Source organism: Paraclostridium benzoelyticum (assembly GCF_001006285.1).
Taxonomy (GTDB): Bacteria; Bacillota; Clostridia; order Peptostreptococcales; family Peptostreptococcaceae; genus Paraclostridium; species Paraclostridium benzoelyticum.
Window position 1 is genome coordinate 1 of the sequence record NZ_LBBT01000138.1, and the last position, 18,434, is coordinate 18,434.

Below are 18,434 nucleotides of genomic sequence, written 5' to 3' on the forward strand. Positions count from 1 at the left end.
AAAAGAAATATAATAATGAAATATAATTTACAATTAAAATATTCAACGTTTCAAACAAACATCTTACATACGTACAATGAATTAACAGAATTAAAATATATTACGATACAAGAGGTATGATATTTATGGAAGATAAACATAGAAAATATGTACAGGCTCTTAGTATGCTTTCTTTAATAAGCCAAGTAGGATTAATGATTTTAATCCCTATTTTAGGATGTGCTTTTATAGGAAAGTACTTAGATGATAAATTTGGAACAAGTCCATTTTTATTATTGATTTTCCTTTTGTTAGGAATAGGCGGTGCATTTAGTGGTGTTTATAAAACCTTAATTGTATACGCAAAAAGGAAGTGATTAAATGGATAATGGTTTAGGAAAACAAATAAGAGACGTAAATAAAGGTATACTCATAATTGATTTAATCGCAGCTATCCTTATTGTTTTTTTATCAAACTCTCCAAAAGAAATGCTTACAGGTCTTTTGTTTGGGAGCATAATAGCTATGTTAAATTTTAGATTATTAGCTATCTCGTTACAAAAATCAGTAACGTGTCCTCCTACTAAGGCTCAAATATATTCAACTAGTAGATACATAATAAGGATGACAATAGTAGGTGTGGTTTTATTTGTTTCAGCAAAATCTCCACATATAAGTGTTATTGGAACTACCATAGGCTTATTGAGCACTAAGTTTTCTATATTAGGCAAAAGAGTAGTAGTAGACAAACTTAAAAGAAAGGAGGCGTAACTGTGAAGCAAGCACAATATATACTATATTTTGGAAACTTCAAGTTAAGTGATACAGTTATAACAAGTTGGATAATATTAGCAGGTCTTGCTATAGCATCTTATTTTTTAACTAGAAACTTAAAGAAAGTTCCAACTAGTAAAGTACAAATATTTTTAGAATTTGTTATAGGTGGATTTGATAAGTTTGTAAAAACAACTATGGGCCCAACAGCTATAAAAGAATTACCTTTTATGGTTCCATATATAGGAAGTTTATTCTTATTCTTCGCAACATCAAACCTTATAGGACTATTAGGATTTAGATCACCTACAACAGATTTAGACACTACATTAGCATGGGCATTAATAACATTCTTTATGATTTACTATGCAGGTGTCAAGAAAAAAGGTATGGGAATGTTCAAGGAGTTACTTGAGCCAATACCATTCTTATTACCGCTTAATATAATAGGGGAATTAGCAAAACCTATATCATTAAGTTTCCGTCCATTTGGTAATATATTAGGAGGATCTGTTATCATGGCACTTTTATATCAATTCTTAGGATTCGTGTCAACAAGCTTAACAGGTATAAATATACCTTTTGGACAATTAATAATACCAGTACCATTACATTTATACTTTGATATATTTGCTGGTATATTACAAGCGTTCATATTCATAATGCTTACGATGGTATTTGTATCAAATGCTACAGAGTAATTGATATGTAAATAAACAAATAAAAATTATTGAAATTTAAGGAGGAAACAATCATGGAAACAGCTATAATATTAGCAGGTTCAGCTATAGGAGCAGGTATCGCAGTTGCAACAGGTATAGGAGCAGGAATAGGACAAGGATTCGCAGCAGGTAAAGCTGCAGAGGCAGTTGGAAACCAACCAGAAGCTAAAGGTGATATAACTCAAACAATGTTACTTGGAGCAGCAGTTGCAGAGTCTTCAGCAATATATGGTTTAGTTGTAGCTATAATACTTCTATTCGCTAATCCATTCATAAAATAATAAGAATTAAAGGTTAAGGTATCATAAATAGGAGGTGGGTAACCATCTCCTAATTACGAATTGTGATTAGTAGAAAGGAGGAATAAGGATGGAATTAAAACCACTAATTGGGTTAACGTATGAATTACTATTCCAATTAATAAATACATTCTTAGTGTTTGTTATTTTAAAGAAACTTTTATTTAAACCTGTTTTAGGTATAATAGAAGCGAGAGAAAAAGATATTCAAACAAACTTAGCTCAAGGAGAGAAATCTAAATCTGAGGGTGAAAAGTTCAAAAAAGAATTTGAAGAAAAATTAAGTTCTGCTAAAGAGCAAGGGCAAGAAATAATAAAACAAGCAACTGTAAGAGCAGAACAAAAATCAGAGGAAATAATATCTACAGCTAAAAATGAAGCTACAAGCATAAAAGAAAAAGCTAGCAAAGATATAGTACAAGAAAGACAAAAAGTTATGAATGAAGTTAAGGATGATATATCTTCAATAGCTTTACTTGCAGCATCTAAGGTTATAGAAAGTGACCTAGATAAGTCTAAGCATGAAAAGCTAATAAATGACTTTATAAAAGAGGTAGGCGAAGCTCAATGATAAATATAGTTGCAAGCAGATACGCTGAAGCCTTATTCCAAGTTGGAGAAGACTCTAAGTCGACTGAAAAACTATATAATGAGCTAAAGGCTGTAGTAGATATAATAAATGAAAATAAAGAGTTTGCAAATATATTAAAATCTCCAATAGTTTCAAAGGATGATAAAAAGGATTTAATATCTAATGTATTTGGATCTCAATTAAATAAAGAAATGTTAAATTTCATGAAAATATTAGCTGATAAAGATAGATTATCTTTAATAACTGGTATAGCAGAAGCTTTTAAAGCTTTATTAAATGATAAAAACAATATATTAGAAGGAATGGCTGTAACAGCAGTTCCTATGGAAGGAAAAGAGCTTGAAGATCTTCAAGCTAAACTTTCAACTAAATATAACAAAACAGTTATTTTAAAAAATGAAGTAGATGAGTCTGTATTAGGTGGAGTCCTAGTTAGACTTGGAAACGAAGAGATAGATGGAACGGTTAAAAATCGTTTAGATAAAATGAAGGAACAACTATCTCAAGTAATATCTTAGGAGGGCGGTGAACCCATGAATTTAAAACCAGAAGAAATAAGTGCTATAATAAAAGAGCAAATAAAGAATTACGAAAATAAAGTAGAGTTAACAGATACAGGAAGTGTTTTAAAAGTTGGGGACGGTATAGCTAGTGTTTACGGATTAGAAAAAGCTATGGCTGGTGAGTTATTAGAGTTCCCAGGTAAAGTATACGGAATGGCTCTTAACCTTGAAGAAGAAATGGTTGGAGCGGTTATGTTAGGAGATGACTCTGGAATAAAAGAAGGAGACATCGTAAAAAGAACTGGTAATATCGTTCAAGTTCCAGTTGGAGATGAAATGATAGGTAGAGTTGTAAACTCATTAGGTCAACCAGTTGATGGAAAAGGACCTATAAATGCAACTAAGTTCAGACCAGTTGAATCTGAAGCTACAGGAATAATGGCTAGAAAATCTGTTCATGAGCCATTACAAACAGGTATAAAAGCTATAGATGCCATGATACCAATAGGTAAAGGGCAAAGAGAGCTTGTTATCGGAGATAGACAAACAGGTAAAACATCTATATGTGTAGATACAATACTTAACCAAAAAGGTAAAGATGTTATATGTATATATGTTGCAATAGGACAAAAACGTTCTACTGTTTCTCAAGTTGTTAGTACGTTAGAAAAAGGTGGAGCAATGGATTATACAATAGTAGTTTCTGCTACTGCATCTGAATCTGCACCACTTCAATTCTTAGCTCCATATGCAGGTGTTGCTATGGGTGAAGAATTTATGTTCAATGGAAAACATGTACTAATAGTATATGATGACTTAACTAAGCATGCCGTTGCATACAGAGAGATGTCATTATTACTTAAGAGACCACCAGGACGTGAAGCGTATCCAGGAGACGTATTCTACCTACATTCAAGATTACTTGAAAGAGCAGCTAAGTTATCTGACGAATTAGGAGCAGGATCAATAACTGCATTACCTATAATAGAAACTCAAGGTGGGGACGTTTCTGCTTATATACCAACTAACGTTATATCTATAACAGACGGACAAATATACCTTGTACCAGAATTATTCTACTCAGGAATAAGACCTGCAGTTGACCCTGGTATATCAGTTTCAAGGGTTGGAGGATCTGCACAAATAAAATCAATGAAAAAAGTTGCAGGACCATTAAAACTTCTTTACTCACAATATAAAGAACTTGCTGCATTCTCTCAATTTGGATCTGACCTAGATGAAGATACTAAGAAGAGACTTGCTCAAGGGGAAAGAATAGTTGAGGTTCTTAAACAAGGAGAACATCAACCAATGGAAGTTTCAAATCAAGTTGTAATGGTATTTGCAGTTACAAATAACTTATTAGCAGATATACCTGTAAATAACATAAAAAGATTTGAAGCAGAATTATTAGAATTTATAGATGCTAATTATCCACAAATAGGAGAAAAAATTCTTGCAAATGAAGACTTTGCTCAAGAATTAACGAACGCTATAAACGATTTCAAAAAGAAATTTGTTATAGAAGCGTAATCCTTTTTAAAAAAAGGAGGTAACTCAATTGGCAGGAGCTGGAATGAAGGAAATCAAAACTCGTATTGCCAGTGTTGAAAATACGAAACAAATAACTAAAGCAATGGAATTAGTTTCTTCTTCTAAATTTAGAAGAGCTAAGGAAAAAGCTGAAAGTTCTAAAGCGTATTTTAACACTTTAAAAGAAGCTGTAGAGAATATAGCTAAAAGTACGAGTGGAGTTAAAAGTGAATTTCTTAAACAAAGAGAAGTTAAAAATAGATGTTATGTAGTAATAGCAGGAGACAGAGGACTTGCAGGTGGATACAACGCAAATGTATTTAAAGCGTTAGCTGCTGAAACTCAAGGCTCTAAAAATGTTAAAGTTGTTACTATAGGAAAAAAAGCAAAAGAATTTGTTAGCAAAAGAGACTTTGAAGTAATAGGATCAATACCTTCTGTTGAAAATGCTAACTATGAAGATATAATGAATATATCAAAAACTGTAATGGATTCGTATCAAAACGGAGACATAGACGAAGTTAAATTAATATATACAGAGTTCGTTTCTGCATTAAGTCAAGAGCCAAGATTAGTTAAGCTTTTACCAATAAGTATAGAAGCTAATAAAGGTGAAGAGAAGAAGCAAAGTGGAGCGGCAGTTCAATACTTACCTTCTGCAGACGCTGTGCTTGGATTTATAGTTCCTAAGTATGTATCAGGAATGATATACGGAGGATTAGCTGAGTCTTACGCTTCAGAGCAAGCTGCAAGAAGAACAGCTATGGAATCAGCAACAGACAATGCAAATGAAATGATATCTAATTTAGAATTACAATACAATAGAGCAAGACAAGCTGCAGTTACTCAAGAAATATCTGAGATAGTTGCAGGAGCTTCTTCAGCTCAATAAATAAGGAGGTTAGGACATGGCAAACATAGGTAAAATAGTTCAGGTTATCGGGCCAGTTGTTGACGTAAAGTTCAATGATGAAAAAAGCTTACCTAATCTATTAAATGCATTAGAGATAAAGCACGGAGATAAGAAAATAGTTGTAGAGGTTGCACAACACGTTGGTGATGATACTGTAAGATGTATATCAATGAGTTCAACTGATGGACTAGTAAGAGGTATGGAAGTTGTTGATACAGGAGCTGCTATAAGTGTTCCTGTAGGAGAAGAAACTTTAGGAAGAATATTCAATGTATTAGGTGAGCCAGTTGATGGTAAAGAAGCTCCAAAAGATGCTCCTAAAAACCCTATACATAGAGAAGCACCAGCATTCGATGAATTAAACCCAGGAGCTGAGATACTAGAGACTGGTATAAAAGTTGTTGACTTACTAGCACCATATTTAAAAGGTGGTAAGATAGGTCTATTCGGAGGAGCTGGAGTTGGTAAAACAGTTCTTATACAAGAGCTTATCAACAATATAGCTACTCAACACGGTGGTATATCAGTATTCGCAGGTGTTGGAGAGAGAACAAGAGAAGGTAACGACTTATTCCATGAGATGAGCGATACAGGAGTTATAAACAAAACAGCTCTAGTATTCGGACAAATGAATGAGCCGCCTGGAGCAAGAATGAGGGTTGCTTTAACTGGTCTTACAATGGCTGAGTACTTCAGAGATCAACAAGGACAAGACGTTTTATTATTCGTAGATAATATATTCCGTTTCACTCAAGCAGGATCTGAGGTTTCTGCACTTCTTGGACGTACTCCATCAGCAGTTGGATACCAACCAACATTAGCAACAGAGATGGGTAGATTACAAGAGAGAATAACATCTACAAATAAAGGGTCTATAACATCAGTTCAGGCTGTATATGTACCTGCCGATGACTTAACTGACCCAGCACCAGCTACAACATTCACTCACTTAGATGCTAAAACAGTTTTATCTAGACAAAAAGCTTCTCTAGGTATATTCCCAGCTGTTGACCCATTAGAGTCTACATCTAGAGTACTTGACCCTGCTATAGTTGGTAAAGAACATTACGAGATAGCAGTATCAGTTCAATCTATACTTCAAAAGTATAAAGAACTTCAAGATATAATAGCTATACTTGGTATGGATGAATTATCTGATGAAGATAAGATAACTGTTAACAGAGCTAGAAAAATAGAGAGATTCTTATCTCAACCATTCTTCGTTGGTGAGCAGTTCACAGGAATACCAGGTAAATATGTACCTGTTAAAGAAACTGTAAGAAGTTTCAAAGAAATATTAGAAGGTAAGCATGATAACTTACCAGAATCAGCTTTCTTATTCGTAGGAAGTATAGAAGAGGCAGTTGAAAAAGCGAAGGAGAGTAGATAATAATGGCAAGCGAATTTGCGGTTAAGATTGTTACTCCTGAAAAAGTCTTCTATGAAGGTCAAACAGAGATGATAATAGTGAGAACTACTGAAGGAGATAGAGGTATATTAAAAAACCATAGACCTTTAGTTGCAGGATTATCAGATGGAACTCTACGTCTAAAAAAAGAAGGTAAGTTTAAAGAAGCAAAAATATCTGGAGGATTCGTTCAAGTTGAAAAAGAGCAAGCTGTTATTTTAACTGAATCTGCAGAATGGTTATAGAAAAAAGGCTAGAGTTTAACTCTAGCCTTTTTATTTTTTTTAGATTAAGATAATTTATAACCACTATTAAGTTAAATTTAAATGCTTGTGGAACTGTTAAAATAAATTTCTATATAGTAATATAAAAATAGATTTGAAAATAAAATTTAGTATAAACAATTGAATAGATTTGAATTTAAGTCACAAAATAGTAATATATACATAAATTTGGAGGTATCCATGAATATATTGGGTATAGGTATAGATATAGTAGAAATAGAAAGAATAGAAAACATACTAAAAAATAAAAAAAGATTTTTAAATAAAATATTTACTGAGGAAGAGATAAAGTATTTTGAATCAAAAAAATTTAGATCTGAAACTATAGCTGGAAATTTTTCTGCAAAAGAAGCCATAAGCAAAGCTTTTGGAACAGGAATTAAAAATTTTAATTTTGATGACATAGAGGTTTTAAGAGATAAAAATGGAAAGCCTATAGTTAAAACTTATAATAATTTAAGACAAATGTGCATAGATTATAATGTTTTAGAAATACAAGTATCTATATCTCATAGTGAAAATTATGCTGTAGCTAATGCTATGGTAATAGTTAAGGAGTGATAAGATGAAAACTAAAAAAGCGAAAGATATAATGACTACTAATGTAAAGGTAGCAAGAGAAACTGATAATATACAGGATATAGCTAACATTCTTATAACTGAGAAAATAGGTGGAGTACCTGTAGTGGATAAAGATAATAAAGTTGTAGGTATTATCTCAGAAACAGATATAATGAAAAAAGAAAAATACGTAGATCCTCCAGAGTACATAACATTTTTACAAGGACTAATATGTATTAATGATTTTAAAAAGATAGAACATGATATAAAAGATATAGCAGCTACTAAAGTCAAAGACTTAATGTCTGAAGATGTAATAAAAGTTTATGAGAATGATACATTTGATGATATTGCAAACATAATGATAAAAAGATCAGTAAACAGAGTTCCTGTAGTTGATGAAAATGACAAAATAAAAGGAATAATTTGTAGATACGATATAATAAAATCTATGTATGAAGGATAGGTTTTAAACTAGGAGGTATTGTGTGAAACGCAAGTGGACGTTATTTTTGATTTTGGTTATAAGTTTTACGACTATATTTATAGGTTGTGAAAAAAGCAAGTCCACAAAAGAAGAGGTATACAAAAACTTTCAAAATGACATATCGAAGATGAAGTACTATAAGTGTAAAGCAGATATAGAAGTTATAGGCAATAAAAGATCTCATAAGTACTCTTTTTTACATGAATACAATGGTTCAGGAAACTTTAAATTAGTTGCTTTGCAGCCTGAGCATCTTAAGGGAAAAACTATAGAATATAAGCAAGATAAGATAATTGTAACTAACCCAGAAGTAGAAGATAAATTAATTTTACCTAATGTAGGAAAAGATAGTCAGCATTTATTTGTTGGAGATTTTGTAGAGAATTATCTACAAGGGGAAGATGTAGAGATTGGAATGAAGGATGGACATTTAATGCTTACGGTTTCAATACCTGGAAACACTAAATATTTCAACAAGCAGATACTTTATATAGACTCAAAAGATAATTATCCTGCTAAATTAGAAATATTAGATCAGGAGGGAAACACCAGATTTATAGTCAATTATTCTGATTTTAAGTACAAGAAATAGCAAGGAGATAGACAATGAAGATAAATATAACAGCTCCTACATGGGCGGAGATAAATCTAGATAATATAAGCAATAATTTAAAAAATATAAAAAAAATATTAAAAGAAGATACTAAAATTTGTGGAGTGGTTAAGGCTAATGCATATAGTCATGGGGCAGTGCAGATATCAAAGTTTTTAGAAAGAGAAAATGTAGATTATTTAGCAGTATCTAGACTAGAAGAAGGTCTAGAACTTAGACAAAATGATATAGTATTACCTATATTATGTTTAGGATATATACCAAATCAATCTTTAGAAGAAGCTATAATTAATGACATCAGCTTAACTATATTTTCATATGAAACTGCATTTTTAGCAAATAAAATCGCGAAAAAACATAACAAAAAAGCTAAAATTCATATAAAAATAGATACAGGAATGAGTAGAATAGGATTTCAAGTAAATGATGAATCTATAACTGAAATAATTAGAATTAATCAACTTGAAAATATTTTTATAGAGGGCATATACACACATTTTGCTACGGCTGATGAAAGAAATAAAGAATACACTTATGGTCAAGTTTATAAATTTAACTTAGTAATTGAAAAATTACAATCTGCAGACATTGATATTCCTATAAAACATGTTTCTAATAGTGCAGCAACTATGGAATGTAAAGATTTGAATTTTAATATGGTTAGATGTGGAATTATACTTTATGGACATTATCCTTCTGACGAGGTGAATAAAGATATAATTGATTTAAAACCTGCTATGACATTGAAAACTAGAGTTTCTCATATAAAGGAAGTGGATGAGAATATAGGTATAAGTTATGGTCTTAAATATGTAACTAAATCTAAAGAAAGAATAGTTACGGTACCTATTGGATATGCTGATGGATTTACAAGAATGCAAAAAAATCCAAAGGCTTATATACAAGGATTAGAGTTTGATGTTGTAGGAACTATATGTATGGATCAATGTATGATAAAAATAGATAAAGATATAGACATAAAAATTGACGATGAGGTTATAATATTTTCTGAGAGCGAAAATCAGAGTGTAGAAAAAATAGCTAAAGACTTAGGAACTATAAATTATGAAGTCTTATGCATGATTTCTAGACGAGTTGAGCGTGTTTATATGGAAAGAAATGCAATTGTACAAAAAGATAATTATTTGGTAAAATAAAGATGATAGTATTACCCCCTAGGAGGCGATTTTGTGCACAATATGAGCAAAGAGAAAATTGTGTTTACTCTACCTGACTCTTTGATTTCTGAAGTTGATCATATAGTACAGATAGAGAACTCTAACAGAGAAGATTTTGCAAAAGCTGCTTTTCAATTCTACATTACACAAAAGAAAAAGTTTGACTTGAAAGAATCGATGATAAAGGGTTATAAAGAAATGGGTCAAATTAATTTAACTTTAGCCGAGCTAGGAATGACAAATGAGGTATCTTCTGATGATAACCTTGAAGGGACTATAGCTCAAGGTGAGTTCTAACAATTTAGATATAAAACGCGGACATTTATTTTATGCCGATTTAAGCCCTGTAGTTGGATCTGAACAAGGTGGAATAAGACCAGTTTTAATCATTCAAAATGATATAGGAAATAAGTACAGTCCAACTGTTATTGTTGCGGCTATAACTTCGCAAATTAACAAGGCTAAATTACCAACTCATATTGAAATTAGTTCTAATGAGTATGGGCTTAATAAAGATTCCGTTATTCTCTTAGAGCAAATAAGAACTATAGATAAAAAGCGATTAAGAGAAAAAATAGGTTATCTAGATGAATGTATGATGGAAAAAGTGAATAATAGTCTACTTATAAGTTTGGGATTATTTCAAATTTAATTTAAATTATTGGTGTATTGAAATAGTATATCAATAATTTTTTTTGGATTTTTAAGCAAAAAAAAGGCAAAAAGTGATATAATAATATGGAATTAGTATGGTACAATTGCAAAGTACATAATATAGAGTCAGTAGTTTTACTCATAAAACAAGGAGGTAATTACATGAGAGACCATAAAGTATTAAATGGAATTGCACGTAATATAAGAAGAGATATAGTTACCATGATACATAGTTCTAAATCTGGACATCCAGGAGGATCATTATCTGCAGTTGAAATATTAACATCACTTTATTTTGATGAAATGAATGTAGATAATAGAAGCCCAAAGATGGAAGATAGAGATAGATTTGTACTATCAAAAGGACACGCAGCTCCAGTTTTATATTCTACATTAGCTGAAAAGGGTTATTTTGATAAATCAGAATTAAACTCATTAAGAAAAATAGGAGCAATGCTACAAGGTCACCCAGATATGAAGGGAATACCAGGGGTTGAGATGTCAACAGGTTCTTTAGGACAAGGTTTTTCAGTAGCATGTGGTATGGCAATGGCGTCTAAATTAGATAATGCGCCATGGAGAGTATACACATTACTTGGGGATGGAGAAATACAAGAAGGTATAGTTTGGGAAGCAGCAATGAGTGCGGCTCACTATAAATTAGATAATTTAGTAGCATTTTTAGACTTTAATGGATTACAAATTGACGGAGAAGTTGAAAAAGTTATGAACGTAGGGCCTGTAATGGACAAATTCAAAAGCTTTGGATGGAACGTTATTGAAATAGATGGACATGATTTTGATCAAATATTCGCAGCTCTTGATATGGCTAAAGAAACAGTAGGAAAACCTACAATGATAATAGCGAAAACTGTTAAGGGTAAAGGTGTTTCTTTTATGGAAAATAATGCTGGATGGCATGGAACAGCACCTAGTGACAGTGATCTAGAAAAAGCATTACAAGAATTAGGAGGTTCGGATAATGAGTAGTATAGCAACTAGAGAAGCATATGGAAAAGCCTTAGTTAAATTAGGTCAAGTAAATGATAATGTGGTTGTTTTAGATGCAGATTTATCTAAATCTACAAAAACAAATGACTTTTCAAAAGCATTTCCTGATAGATTTTTCAATATGGGGATAGCAGAACAAAACTTAATAGGTGCAGCTTGTGGACTAGCAGCAGCAGGTAAAATACCTTTTGCAAGTAGTTTTGCTATGTTTGCAACAGGAAGAGGATTTGAAATAATAAGAAACTCTGCATGTTATCCTAAGTTAAATGTAAAAGTATGTGCTACACATGCAGGTATAACTGTAGGAGAAGATGGAGCATCTCACCAAAGTGTAGAAGATATAGCTATAATGAGATCAATACCTAATATGACTGTTATCGTTCCAGCTGATGGAGTTGAAACAGAACAAGTTATATTTGAAATTGCTAAATACAATGGACCAGTATATGTTAGACTTGGTAGATCTGCAGTTCCAACTTTATTTGATGAGAACTACAAGTTTGAAATTGGTAAAGGTGTAGTAGTAAGAGAAGGTAATGACGCTACTATAATAGCTTGCGGAATAATGGTTAATGAAGCCGTAATTGCACATGAGCAATTAAAAGAAGAAGGTATAAATGTTAGAGTTATAAATATGCCTACTATAAAGCCTATAGATAAAGAAATAATACTAAATGCAGCTAAAGAAACTAAAGTAATAGTTACAGCTGAGGAACATAATGTAATTGGAGGATTAGGATCTGCAGTTAGTGAAGTTGTTAGTGAAGAATGCCCAGTTATAGTTAAAAAAGTTGGTGTTAAGGATGTCTTTGGACAATCAGGAACACCAAAAGAACTATTACAAGCTTATGGATTAACTTCTAAAGAAATAGTTAATAGTGTAAGAGAAGCTATAGCTAAGAAATAAATTTATGATTATTAAGCCGTAAACGTTAGATATAATATCTAATATTTACGGCTTTTTATTTTTTTAAAAATCTTCTATTATTAAAAACAAGCTCATATATTTATATGGGGGTGATTAATTGAAAGTTAAATTTAATATTAGGGGAGTAATCTATGGAATAATAGTTTTAATTCTATTATTAGGAGGTTTTGTATTTGTACCAAAAATGTTTATGGATGATTCAAAACCTGTAGATTATATAATGCTTCAAAAAAATGAAATTCCAGAAAAAATTCTTGATATGATGGGTAAATACACAGATGAAGAAAGAGCTCTAGCTGTTAAACTAGATGGCAAAATATATGTAGTTGTGACTAGAGGTAAAGATACAAATAAAGGGATAGAGATGAATTCTATAAAAATGTTTAAAGAAGAAGATAAAAATGTAATGAAAGTTGAAGTTGTACATAAAAATAAAGAGGAATCACATCCTTACATAGTAGTAGAAACTAACTTAAAAGAACTACCAGATAGAATTGAGCTGAATTCAAAAGTAGAAAAATAACAAAAAGTTATAAATAATTAGGCTAAACTAATTATTTATAACTTTTTTTATATAAAAAGTTTTATATGCAAAGCGAATTTTATATTTTATAGAAGCGGATTAAAAATATTAGTTTGAAGAACATTGTTTATAAGTAAAGTACATTATTTATGTTATATAGGTAAAACTAAATGTAAAAATAAATGCTATGAGGTGAATGAATGTTTAATTCGGATAAGTTTAAATTAGATATTGAAAAATTGAAATGTACTTGTGACTTAGATAATATAGAATTCAAATCTACAGAAGATATAGAACCAGTTAGGGATATAATTGGCCAAGACAGAGCTGTTAAAGCTATAGAATTTGGGCTTAATATGAAACAGAAAGGTTATAACATTTATGTTGCAGGGAGTAGTGGTACAGGAAGAAATAGTTATACGAATATGCTTATAAGTAAAGTGAAGAAAAATAATAAAAATATAAAAGATTGGGCATATGTTTATAATTTTAAGAACAATAACGAACCAATAGCTTTATCCTTTGAATGTGGACAAGGTAAGTTATTTAAAAAAGATATGGAAGATATTATTGAAAAGTTAAAATTAGAGATACCTAAGATTTTTAGCACTAAGGAATATGAATATCATAATAGACTATTGATGACGGAACTTGAAAGCAATATTCAATATATAATAGATAAGCTAAATGGAATTGCAAAACCTAGAGGATTTAAATTTGAAGTAACAGAAAGAGGGCTGATAAGTGTTCCCATAAACTCAGATGGTGATATGCTGGGAGAAGCAGAAATTGGCAACTTAACACCTCAACAGATAAAAGATTTAAGAGAAGAGGGTTTAAAGTTAAATCAAGATAGCAAAGAATATATTAATGAAATAAAGCTATGTGAAGATCAATATAAAGAAAAACTGGATGAATTAGATAAAAATGTAGGTAAAAGCTTGGTTGGATTCTATGAGAGATATTTACTAGAAAGATATGGAGAATGTAAAAAAGTTAAAGAGTATATAAATGATTTATGCGATGATATTGTGCAAAATATAAGTAAATTTAAGACTTCAGGAGAAGAAAACAATCAAAATCCAATGGCATTACTAGGTTTGATGGGTCCTAAGAGCGATGCTAAGTTTTTTGTTAGATATGGAGTTAATTTACTAATTGATAATAGCGAGTGTACGGAAGGCAAGGTTATAAATGAAAATAATCCTACATATTACAATTTGGCGGGATCGATAGATTATAAAAATGAGATAGGATCATTAACTACTAGTTTTATGGAGATTAAACCAGGGTCATTGCACAAGGCTAATGGAGGATTTATAATAATAAATGCTAAGGATTTATTATCAAGTCCTTTTTCATGGGAATGCCTAAAAAGATCACTTAAGACAGGAAAAATATCAATAGAGTCTTTAAATAAGCAGTATGGTTATTTAGTTACCTCTAATTTAAAGCCAGAACCTATTGACTTAGATATAAAGGTGATTTTAATAGGTGACAATTATATTTATAACATATTGTATTCTTATGAAGAAGATTTTAGGAATTTATTTAAAATAATGGCTGACTTTGATGTTGAAATTAATAAAAATAATGAAAATATATATAAAATTATTAAACTTATATCAAATCAATGTAAAGAATATAACTTAAAACACTTTGATAAAGGAGCTGTAGAAAGAGTTTTACAATATAGTGTAAGAATTAGTGATGACAAAGAAAAATTAACAGCCAAATTTAATAAAATTGTAGATTTGATTTTTGAATCGGAGGCTCTTAGTAAAATAGATTCAAAATATGTAACTAAATCAGATGTAGAAAAGGCAATTAATCAAAAAAGATATAGAAATAATAAATATGAAGAGAAGTTAAATGAGATGTTCCAGGATGGAACCTTATTAATAGATATAGATGGAGAGAAAGTTGGTCAAATAAATGGACTAGCTGTGATGGGAACAGGTGAATATAGTTTCGGAAAGCCTTCTAAAATAACTGCATCAACATATAAAGGTAGAAGTGGGATTATAAATATAGAAAGAGAAATAAAGCAAAGTGGAAGTATACATGATAAAGGTGTTTTAATATTAACGGGATACTTAGGAGAAAGATATGGTAAGGAAAAACCTTTATCTATATCGACATCTATAACTTTTGAACAAAATTATTGTGGTGTAGATGGAGATAGTGCATCTAGTACTGAATTATATGCGGTAATATCTAGTATATCTAAAATACCAATTAAACAGAATATAGCAGTAACTGGATCTGTAAGTCAAAAAGGTGAAATTCAGCCTATAGGAGGAATAAATGAAAAAATAGAAGGGTTTTTTGACGTTTGTAAGATAAAAGGATTAAATGGAAAACAAGGTGTAATGATGCCTATACAAAATATTAAAAACTTAATTTTAAAGGATGAAGTTGTAGAAGCTGTAAAAAATGGGCAATTTAGTATATATGCGATATCTAATATAGAAGAAGGATTAGGGATACTTACAGGACTTACTATAGAAGAAATAGATAAAAAAGTTATAGAACAATTAAACATATATAGAAAAAGCGATGATGATAAAAAAGATAAATAGCTATTAAATAGAGTAAAGATAGTACTTTACTCTATTTAATATTTTTATTTTAAAATTCTTTCTTCTGTTACAATGTAATTTAGTTGGGCATCATGACTTTCTTTTGGAATAGAATCAAAAACTTGAAATTCAAAAGCTATGCCTACGGTTATACTATCAGGTCTTAGTTTTTCTATAAATCTATCATAGAAGCCACCTCCATAGCCTAATCTAAATCTATTTATATCAAAGGCAACTGCAGGTACTATTAGGATATCTATTGATTCGATATCTGTTTTTCTTATAAATTCCTTTTTAGGTTCTCTTATACCAAAAGTTCCCACTTCAACTTCTGTATCTATGTTTTTGATTTGAGAGGGAATCAAGGTTTTGTTTTCTTTTACGGTAATAGGCACTAATACTTTTTTACCTAAAGAAATTAATGAGTTTACTAGAATATCAGTTTTTACTTCGTTATTAAAGTCTAAATAAAGCATTATAGTAGAGGCTTTTTTTATATCCTCTAATGATAAAATTATATCGGAAATTTTTTTAGATTTATAAATTATAGATTGAGTAGATTGTTTTTTTCTGAGTTCTATAACTTTTTTTCTAAAATCTTTTTTCAATTTTAATCACCTTTCTTTAATGTGGTATAATATGGTATAAAAACTTCCTAATAAGAAGTTTAGTATTATAATTTGATAACATCAACTGAAAGACATGCAGTAATAAAAATAATATGAAAGCATATAATAATAATAGTATATTATGTAAAAGGAGATGCATAAAATGATATCAAAAAAAAGGGCTATAATATACTCTATTATAATTGTAATTGCTACAGCATTGATAACATCTCAAGTAGTAGGTTACAAGTATAAGGGGTATGATAAAGTTGCTGGTTTAAAAAGAACTATAGATAAAGACTTTTACAAAGATCACGATAATGAAAAGTTGATAACAGGGTCTATAAAAGGGATGTTTGAAAGTTTAGATGATCCATACTCACAATACTATACAAAAGAAGAGTTTGAAAAACTACAAGAACAAACATCAGGTAGTTATGTAGGAATAGGGGTAGTTATAGGTCCAACATCCGATGATGAATTAATAACTGTTGTATCTCCTATAGAAGGATCTCCTGCTGAAAAAAGTGGAATAAAATCAGGAGATAAAATAATTAAAGTTAATGGAAAAGAAGTTACTTCTAAAGATATGGATAAGGCAATGAGTCTTATAAAAGGAAAAGCAGGAACAGATGTTAAGTTAACTATAAAAAGAGGTAGTGAAGTATTAGATATAAATGTTAAAAGAGAAGAAATAGTAATGAAAACTATAGATTCTAAAGTTTTAGAAAATAATATTGGATACATAAAAATTTCGTCATTTGATGAACATACTTATGATGATTTTAAAAAGGCTCTAGATAATTTAAATAAAAAAGGTATAAAAGGTCTAGTGTTAGATTTACGAGATAATCCAGGAGGGTTATTAAATATATGTGATGACATAGCAGATGAAATATTACCAGAGGGAGACACTATAGTGTCTGTTAAAGATAATAGTGGGAAAGCTAAGTATTTAAAATCTGATAATGATAGAGAATTAGATTTACCGATAGCTTTACTTATAAACGGAGGTAGTGCATCTGCATCTGAAATACTTACAGGAGCTATAGTTGATAACAATAGAGGAATAGCTATAGGAACAACTACATTTGGGAAAGGATTAGTTCAAACTGTAAGAGGTTTAAATGATGGAACGGGGTATAAACTTACTACAGCTCAGTATTATACTCCAAGTGGAGACTATATAAATAAAAAGGGTATAAAGCCTAAAATAGAAGAAAAAGATGAAAATAAGCAACTTCAAGTGGCTATAGATTGGATGGATAGTCAAATAAATAAATAAAATTAAAAGGACTGATGTAAATTAATTCACTTTAGGTGAAATTAGTTTGCCTCAGTCCTTTCTTATTACAAATTATTAATTTATAGTTATTGAATAAGAAGCTTCAAAAGTTTTATTTGGAGATAGTTGATTTACTCCTAATTTGTTTTTGAAAATTTTGTTAGAATCTAAACAGTCTGCTATTCCAAACCAAGGCTCTATACATACAAAAGGTGCTATTGTATTATCTTCTTTGTTATAGGGAGACCAAATGCCAACAAATGGGAAATTATCAAACTTTACATCTATAGATGTAGAACTGTTTGTAGATGATATACTAATTTCATCTACATTATCATATATTAGAGCGTCGTTTTTAAAAATTTCTGGATGCAATTTAATTGATTTTAAACTATCAGCTTTTAAATTTTTACAAACAAAAGGCCCTTGTAATAAATACCTAGATACTTCATCTCTAGTTTTAAAATTTAAGTAGTAATTGTCAATAGTAGTATCCTTATCAAATGGAACATTAAAAGCTGGATGAGCGCCTATTGAAAAAAATATATCATTACAATCTGTATTTACAACTTTCCAGCAAATTTTAATTTCAGTTTCGTTGATTATATATTTAATGAATAATTCAAATTTATAAGGATAGTACTTTTTAGTTTCATTATTAGAAGCTAATTTATATGTTAAAGAGTTTTGATCCTTTTCTATTAAACTAAAATCGAAATCTCGAGCAAATCCATGTTGATTCATACTGTATGTTTTTTCATCTATAATAGTTTCATTATCTTTTAGTCTTCCTACAATAGGAAATAGAATAGGAGAATGTCTTCCCCAAAACTTTTTGTTTCCATCCCATAAAAACTCTTTATTAAGTGTTTTAGAGTATATTCGGCTTAGTTCAGCGCCTGTATTTTTAACTTCAATAATTAAATCTTTATTTTCAAGTTTATTCATTTTAAAACTCCTTTATTTGATATACTTTTGTTCACGTTTTCATTATATA

The 18,434-nt window shown here is 30.3% G+C and carries 23 protein-coding genes; 21 read left to right on the top strand and 2 right to left on the bottom strand.

Going from position 1 to position 18,434, the window contains the following annotated elements:
• Window positions 1-125: 125 nt before the first annotated feature.
• The 20 genes from VN21_RS06095 (at window position 126) to VN21_RS06190 (ending at window position 15,544) form a co-directional block, all read left to right on the top strand.
• Window positions 126-356 carry an AtpZ/AtpI family protein gene (locus VN21_RS06095; RefSeq protein WP_046822496.1) on the top strand — a complete coding sequence of 77 codons (231 nt, stop codon included), beginning with the start codon at window positions 126-128 and terminating at the stop codon, window positions 354-356.
• Window positions 357-360: 4 nt separating this feature from the next.
• Window positions 361-750 carry an ATP synthase subunit I gene (locus VN21_RS06100; protein WP_046822497.1) on the top strand — a complete coding sequence of 130 codons (390 nt, stop codon included), beginning with the start codon at window positions 361-363 and terminating at the stop codon, window positions 748-750.
• Window positions 751-752: 2 nt separating this feature from the next.
• Complete coding sequence (gene atpB / locus VN21_RS06105; protein ID WP_046822498.1) at window positions 753-1,454, top strand: F0F1 ATP synthase subunit A; 702 nt, start codon at window positions 753-755, stop codon at window positions 1,452-1,454.
• Window positions 1,455-1,507: 53 nt separating this feature from the next.
• Complete coding sequence (atpE, locus tag VN21_RS06110; RefSeq protein ID WP_021434191.1) at window positions 1,508-1,756, top strand: ATP synthase F0 subunit C; 249 nt, start codon at window positions 1,508-1,510, stop codon at window positions 1,754-1,756.
• A gap of 88 nt (window positions 1,757-1,844) precedes the next feature.
• Window positions 1,845-2,345, top strand: coding sequence for a F0F1 ATP synthase subunit B (gene atpF, locus VN21_RS06115; protein WP_035118335.1), 501 nt, complete (start codon window positions 1,845-1,847; stop codon window positions 2,343-2,345).
• Entirely contained in the window at window positions 2,342-2,884 is a 543-nt protein-coding gene (locus VN21_RS06120; protein WP_046822499.1) for a F0F1 ATP synthase subunit delta, read from the top strand. The genes atpF and VN21_RS06120 overlap by 4 nt, the downstream gene beginning before the upstream one ends.
• Before the next feature lie 15 nt (window positions 2,885-2,899).
• Window positions 2,900-4,402, top strand: coding sequence for a F0F1 ATP synthase subunit alpha (gene atpA / locus VN21_RS06125; RefSeq protein WP_021430385.1), 1,503 nt, complete (start codon window positions 2,900-2,902; stop codon window positions 4,400-4,402).
• 28 nt (window positions 4,403-4,430) lie between these two features.
• Window positions 4,431-5,294, top strand: coding sequence for an ATP synthase F1 subunit gamma (gene atpG, locus VN21_RS06130; protein ID WP_046822500.1), 864 nt, complete (start codon window positions 4,431-4,433; stop codon window positions 5,292-5,294).
• Between the two features lie 16 nt (window positions 5,295-5,310).
• Window positions 5,311-6,705 (top strand): F0F1 ATP synthase subunit beta, encoded by a 1,395-nt coding sequence (atpD, locus tag VN21_RS06135; RefSeq protein WP_021430421.1) that lies wholly within the window; start codon window positions 5,311-5,313, stop codon window positions 6,703-6,705.
• 2 nt (window positions 6,706-6,707) lie between these two features.
• A complete protein-coding gene (gene atpC, locus VN21_RS06140) occupies window positions 6,708-6,968 on the top strand; it encodes an ATP synthase F1 subunit epsilon (protein WP_046822501.1) in 261 nt (86 codons plus the stop codon).
• A 219-nt stretch (window positions 6,969-7,187) separates the two neighbouring features.
• Entirely contained in the window at window positions 7,188-7,568 is a 381-nt protein-coding gene (acpS, locus tag VN21_RS06145) for a holo-ACP synthase (protein ID WP_046822502.1), read from the top strand.
• 4 nt (window positions 7,569-7,572) lie between these two features.
• Entirely contained in the window at window positions 7,573-8,034 is a 462-nt protein-coding gene (locus tag VN21_RS06150) for a CBS domain-containing protein (RefSeq protein WP_046822503.1), read from the top strand.
• 22 nt (window positions 8,035-8,056) lie between these two features.
• Window positions 8,057-8,647, top strand: coding sequence for a germination lipoprotein GerS (gene gerS, locus VN21_RS06155; protein WP_046822504.1), 591 nt, complete (start codon window positions 8,057-8,059; stop codon window positions 8,645-8,647).
• A 14-nt stretch (window positions 8,648-8,661) separates the two neighbouring features.
• Entirely contained in the window at window positions 8,662-9,825 is a 1,164-nt protein-coding gene (alr, locus tag VN21_RS06160) for an alanine racemase (protein WP_046822505.1), read from the top strand.
• Between the two features lie 42 nt (window positions 9,826-9,867).
• Entirely contained in the window at window positions 9,868-10,143 is a 276-nt protein-coding gene (locus VN21_RS06165; RefSeq protein ID WP_035118413.1) for a hypothetical protein, read from the top strand.
• Window positions 10,133-10,498: a type II toxin-antitoxin system PemK/MazF family toxin gene (locus tag VN21_RS06170; RefSeq protein ID WP_021430410.1), complete on the top strand. Its 366-nt coding sequence runs from the start codon at window positions 10,133-10,135 to the stop codon at window positions 10,496-10,498. The genes VN21_RS06165 and VN21_RS06170 overlap by 11 nt, the downstream gene beginning before the upstream one ends.
• A 164-nt stretch (window positions 10,499-10,662) precedes the next feature.
• Entirely contained in the window at window positions 10,663-11,490 is an 828-nt protein-coding gene (locus tag VN21_RS06175) for a transketolase (RefSeq protein WP_046822506.1), read from the top strand.
• Window positions 11,483-12,418: a transketolase family protein gene (locus VN21_RS06180; RefSeq protein WP_046822507.1), complete on the top strand. Its 936-nt coding sequence runs from the start codon at window positions 11,483-11,485 to the stop codon at window positions 12,416-12,418. Before VN21_RS06175 ends, VN21_RS06180 begins: the two co-directional genes overlap by 8 nt.
• A 118-nt stretch (window positions 12,419-12,536) precedes the next feature.
• A complete protein-coding gene (locus VN21_RS06185; RefSeq protein WP_046822508.1) occupies window positions 12,537-12,962 on the top strand; it encodes a hypothetical protein in 426 nt (141 codons plus the stop codon).
• A 200-nt stretch (window positions 12,963-13,162) separates the two neighbouring features.
• Window positions 13,163-15,544 (top strand): Lon protease family protein, encoded by a 2,382-nt coding sequence (locus VN21_RS06190; protein ID WP_046822509.1) that lies wholly within the window; start codon window positions 13,163-13,165, stop codon window positions 15,542-15,544.
• Window positions 15,545-15,588: 44 nt separating this feature from the next.
• Here the strand turns inward: VN21_RS06190 and VN21_RS06195 are convergent, their stop codons facing one another.
• Window positions 15,589-16,152, bottom strand: a complete 564-nt coding sequence (locus tag VN21_RS06195; protein WP_046822510.1) for a 5-formyltetrahydrofolate cyclo-ligase — start codon at window positions 16,150-16,152, stop codon at window positions 15,589-15,591.
• 163 nt (window positions 16,153-16,315) lie between these two features.
• Here VN21_RS06195 and VN21_RS06200 point away from each other — a divergent pair, with 163 nt between their 5' ends.
• Window positions 16,316-17,437: a S41 family peptidase gene (locus VN21_RS06200; protein ID WP_046822511.1), complete on the top strand. Its 1,122-nt coding sequence runs from the start codon at window positions 16,316-16,318 to the stop codon at window positions 17,435-17,437.
• A 75-nt stretch (window positions 17,438-17,512) separates the two neighbouring features.
• Here the strand turns inward: VN21_RS06200 and VN21_RS06205 are convergent, their stop codons facing one another.
• Window positions 17,513-18,385 carry an aldose 1-epimerase family protein gene (locus VN21_RS06205; protein ID WP_046822512.1) on the bottom strand — a complete coding sequence of 291 codons (873 nt, stop codon included), beginning with the start codon at window positions 18,383-18,385 and terminating at the stop codon, window positions 17,513-17,515.
• Window positions 18,386-18,434 lie beyond the last annotated feature (49 nt).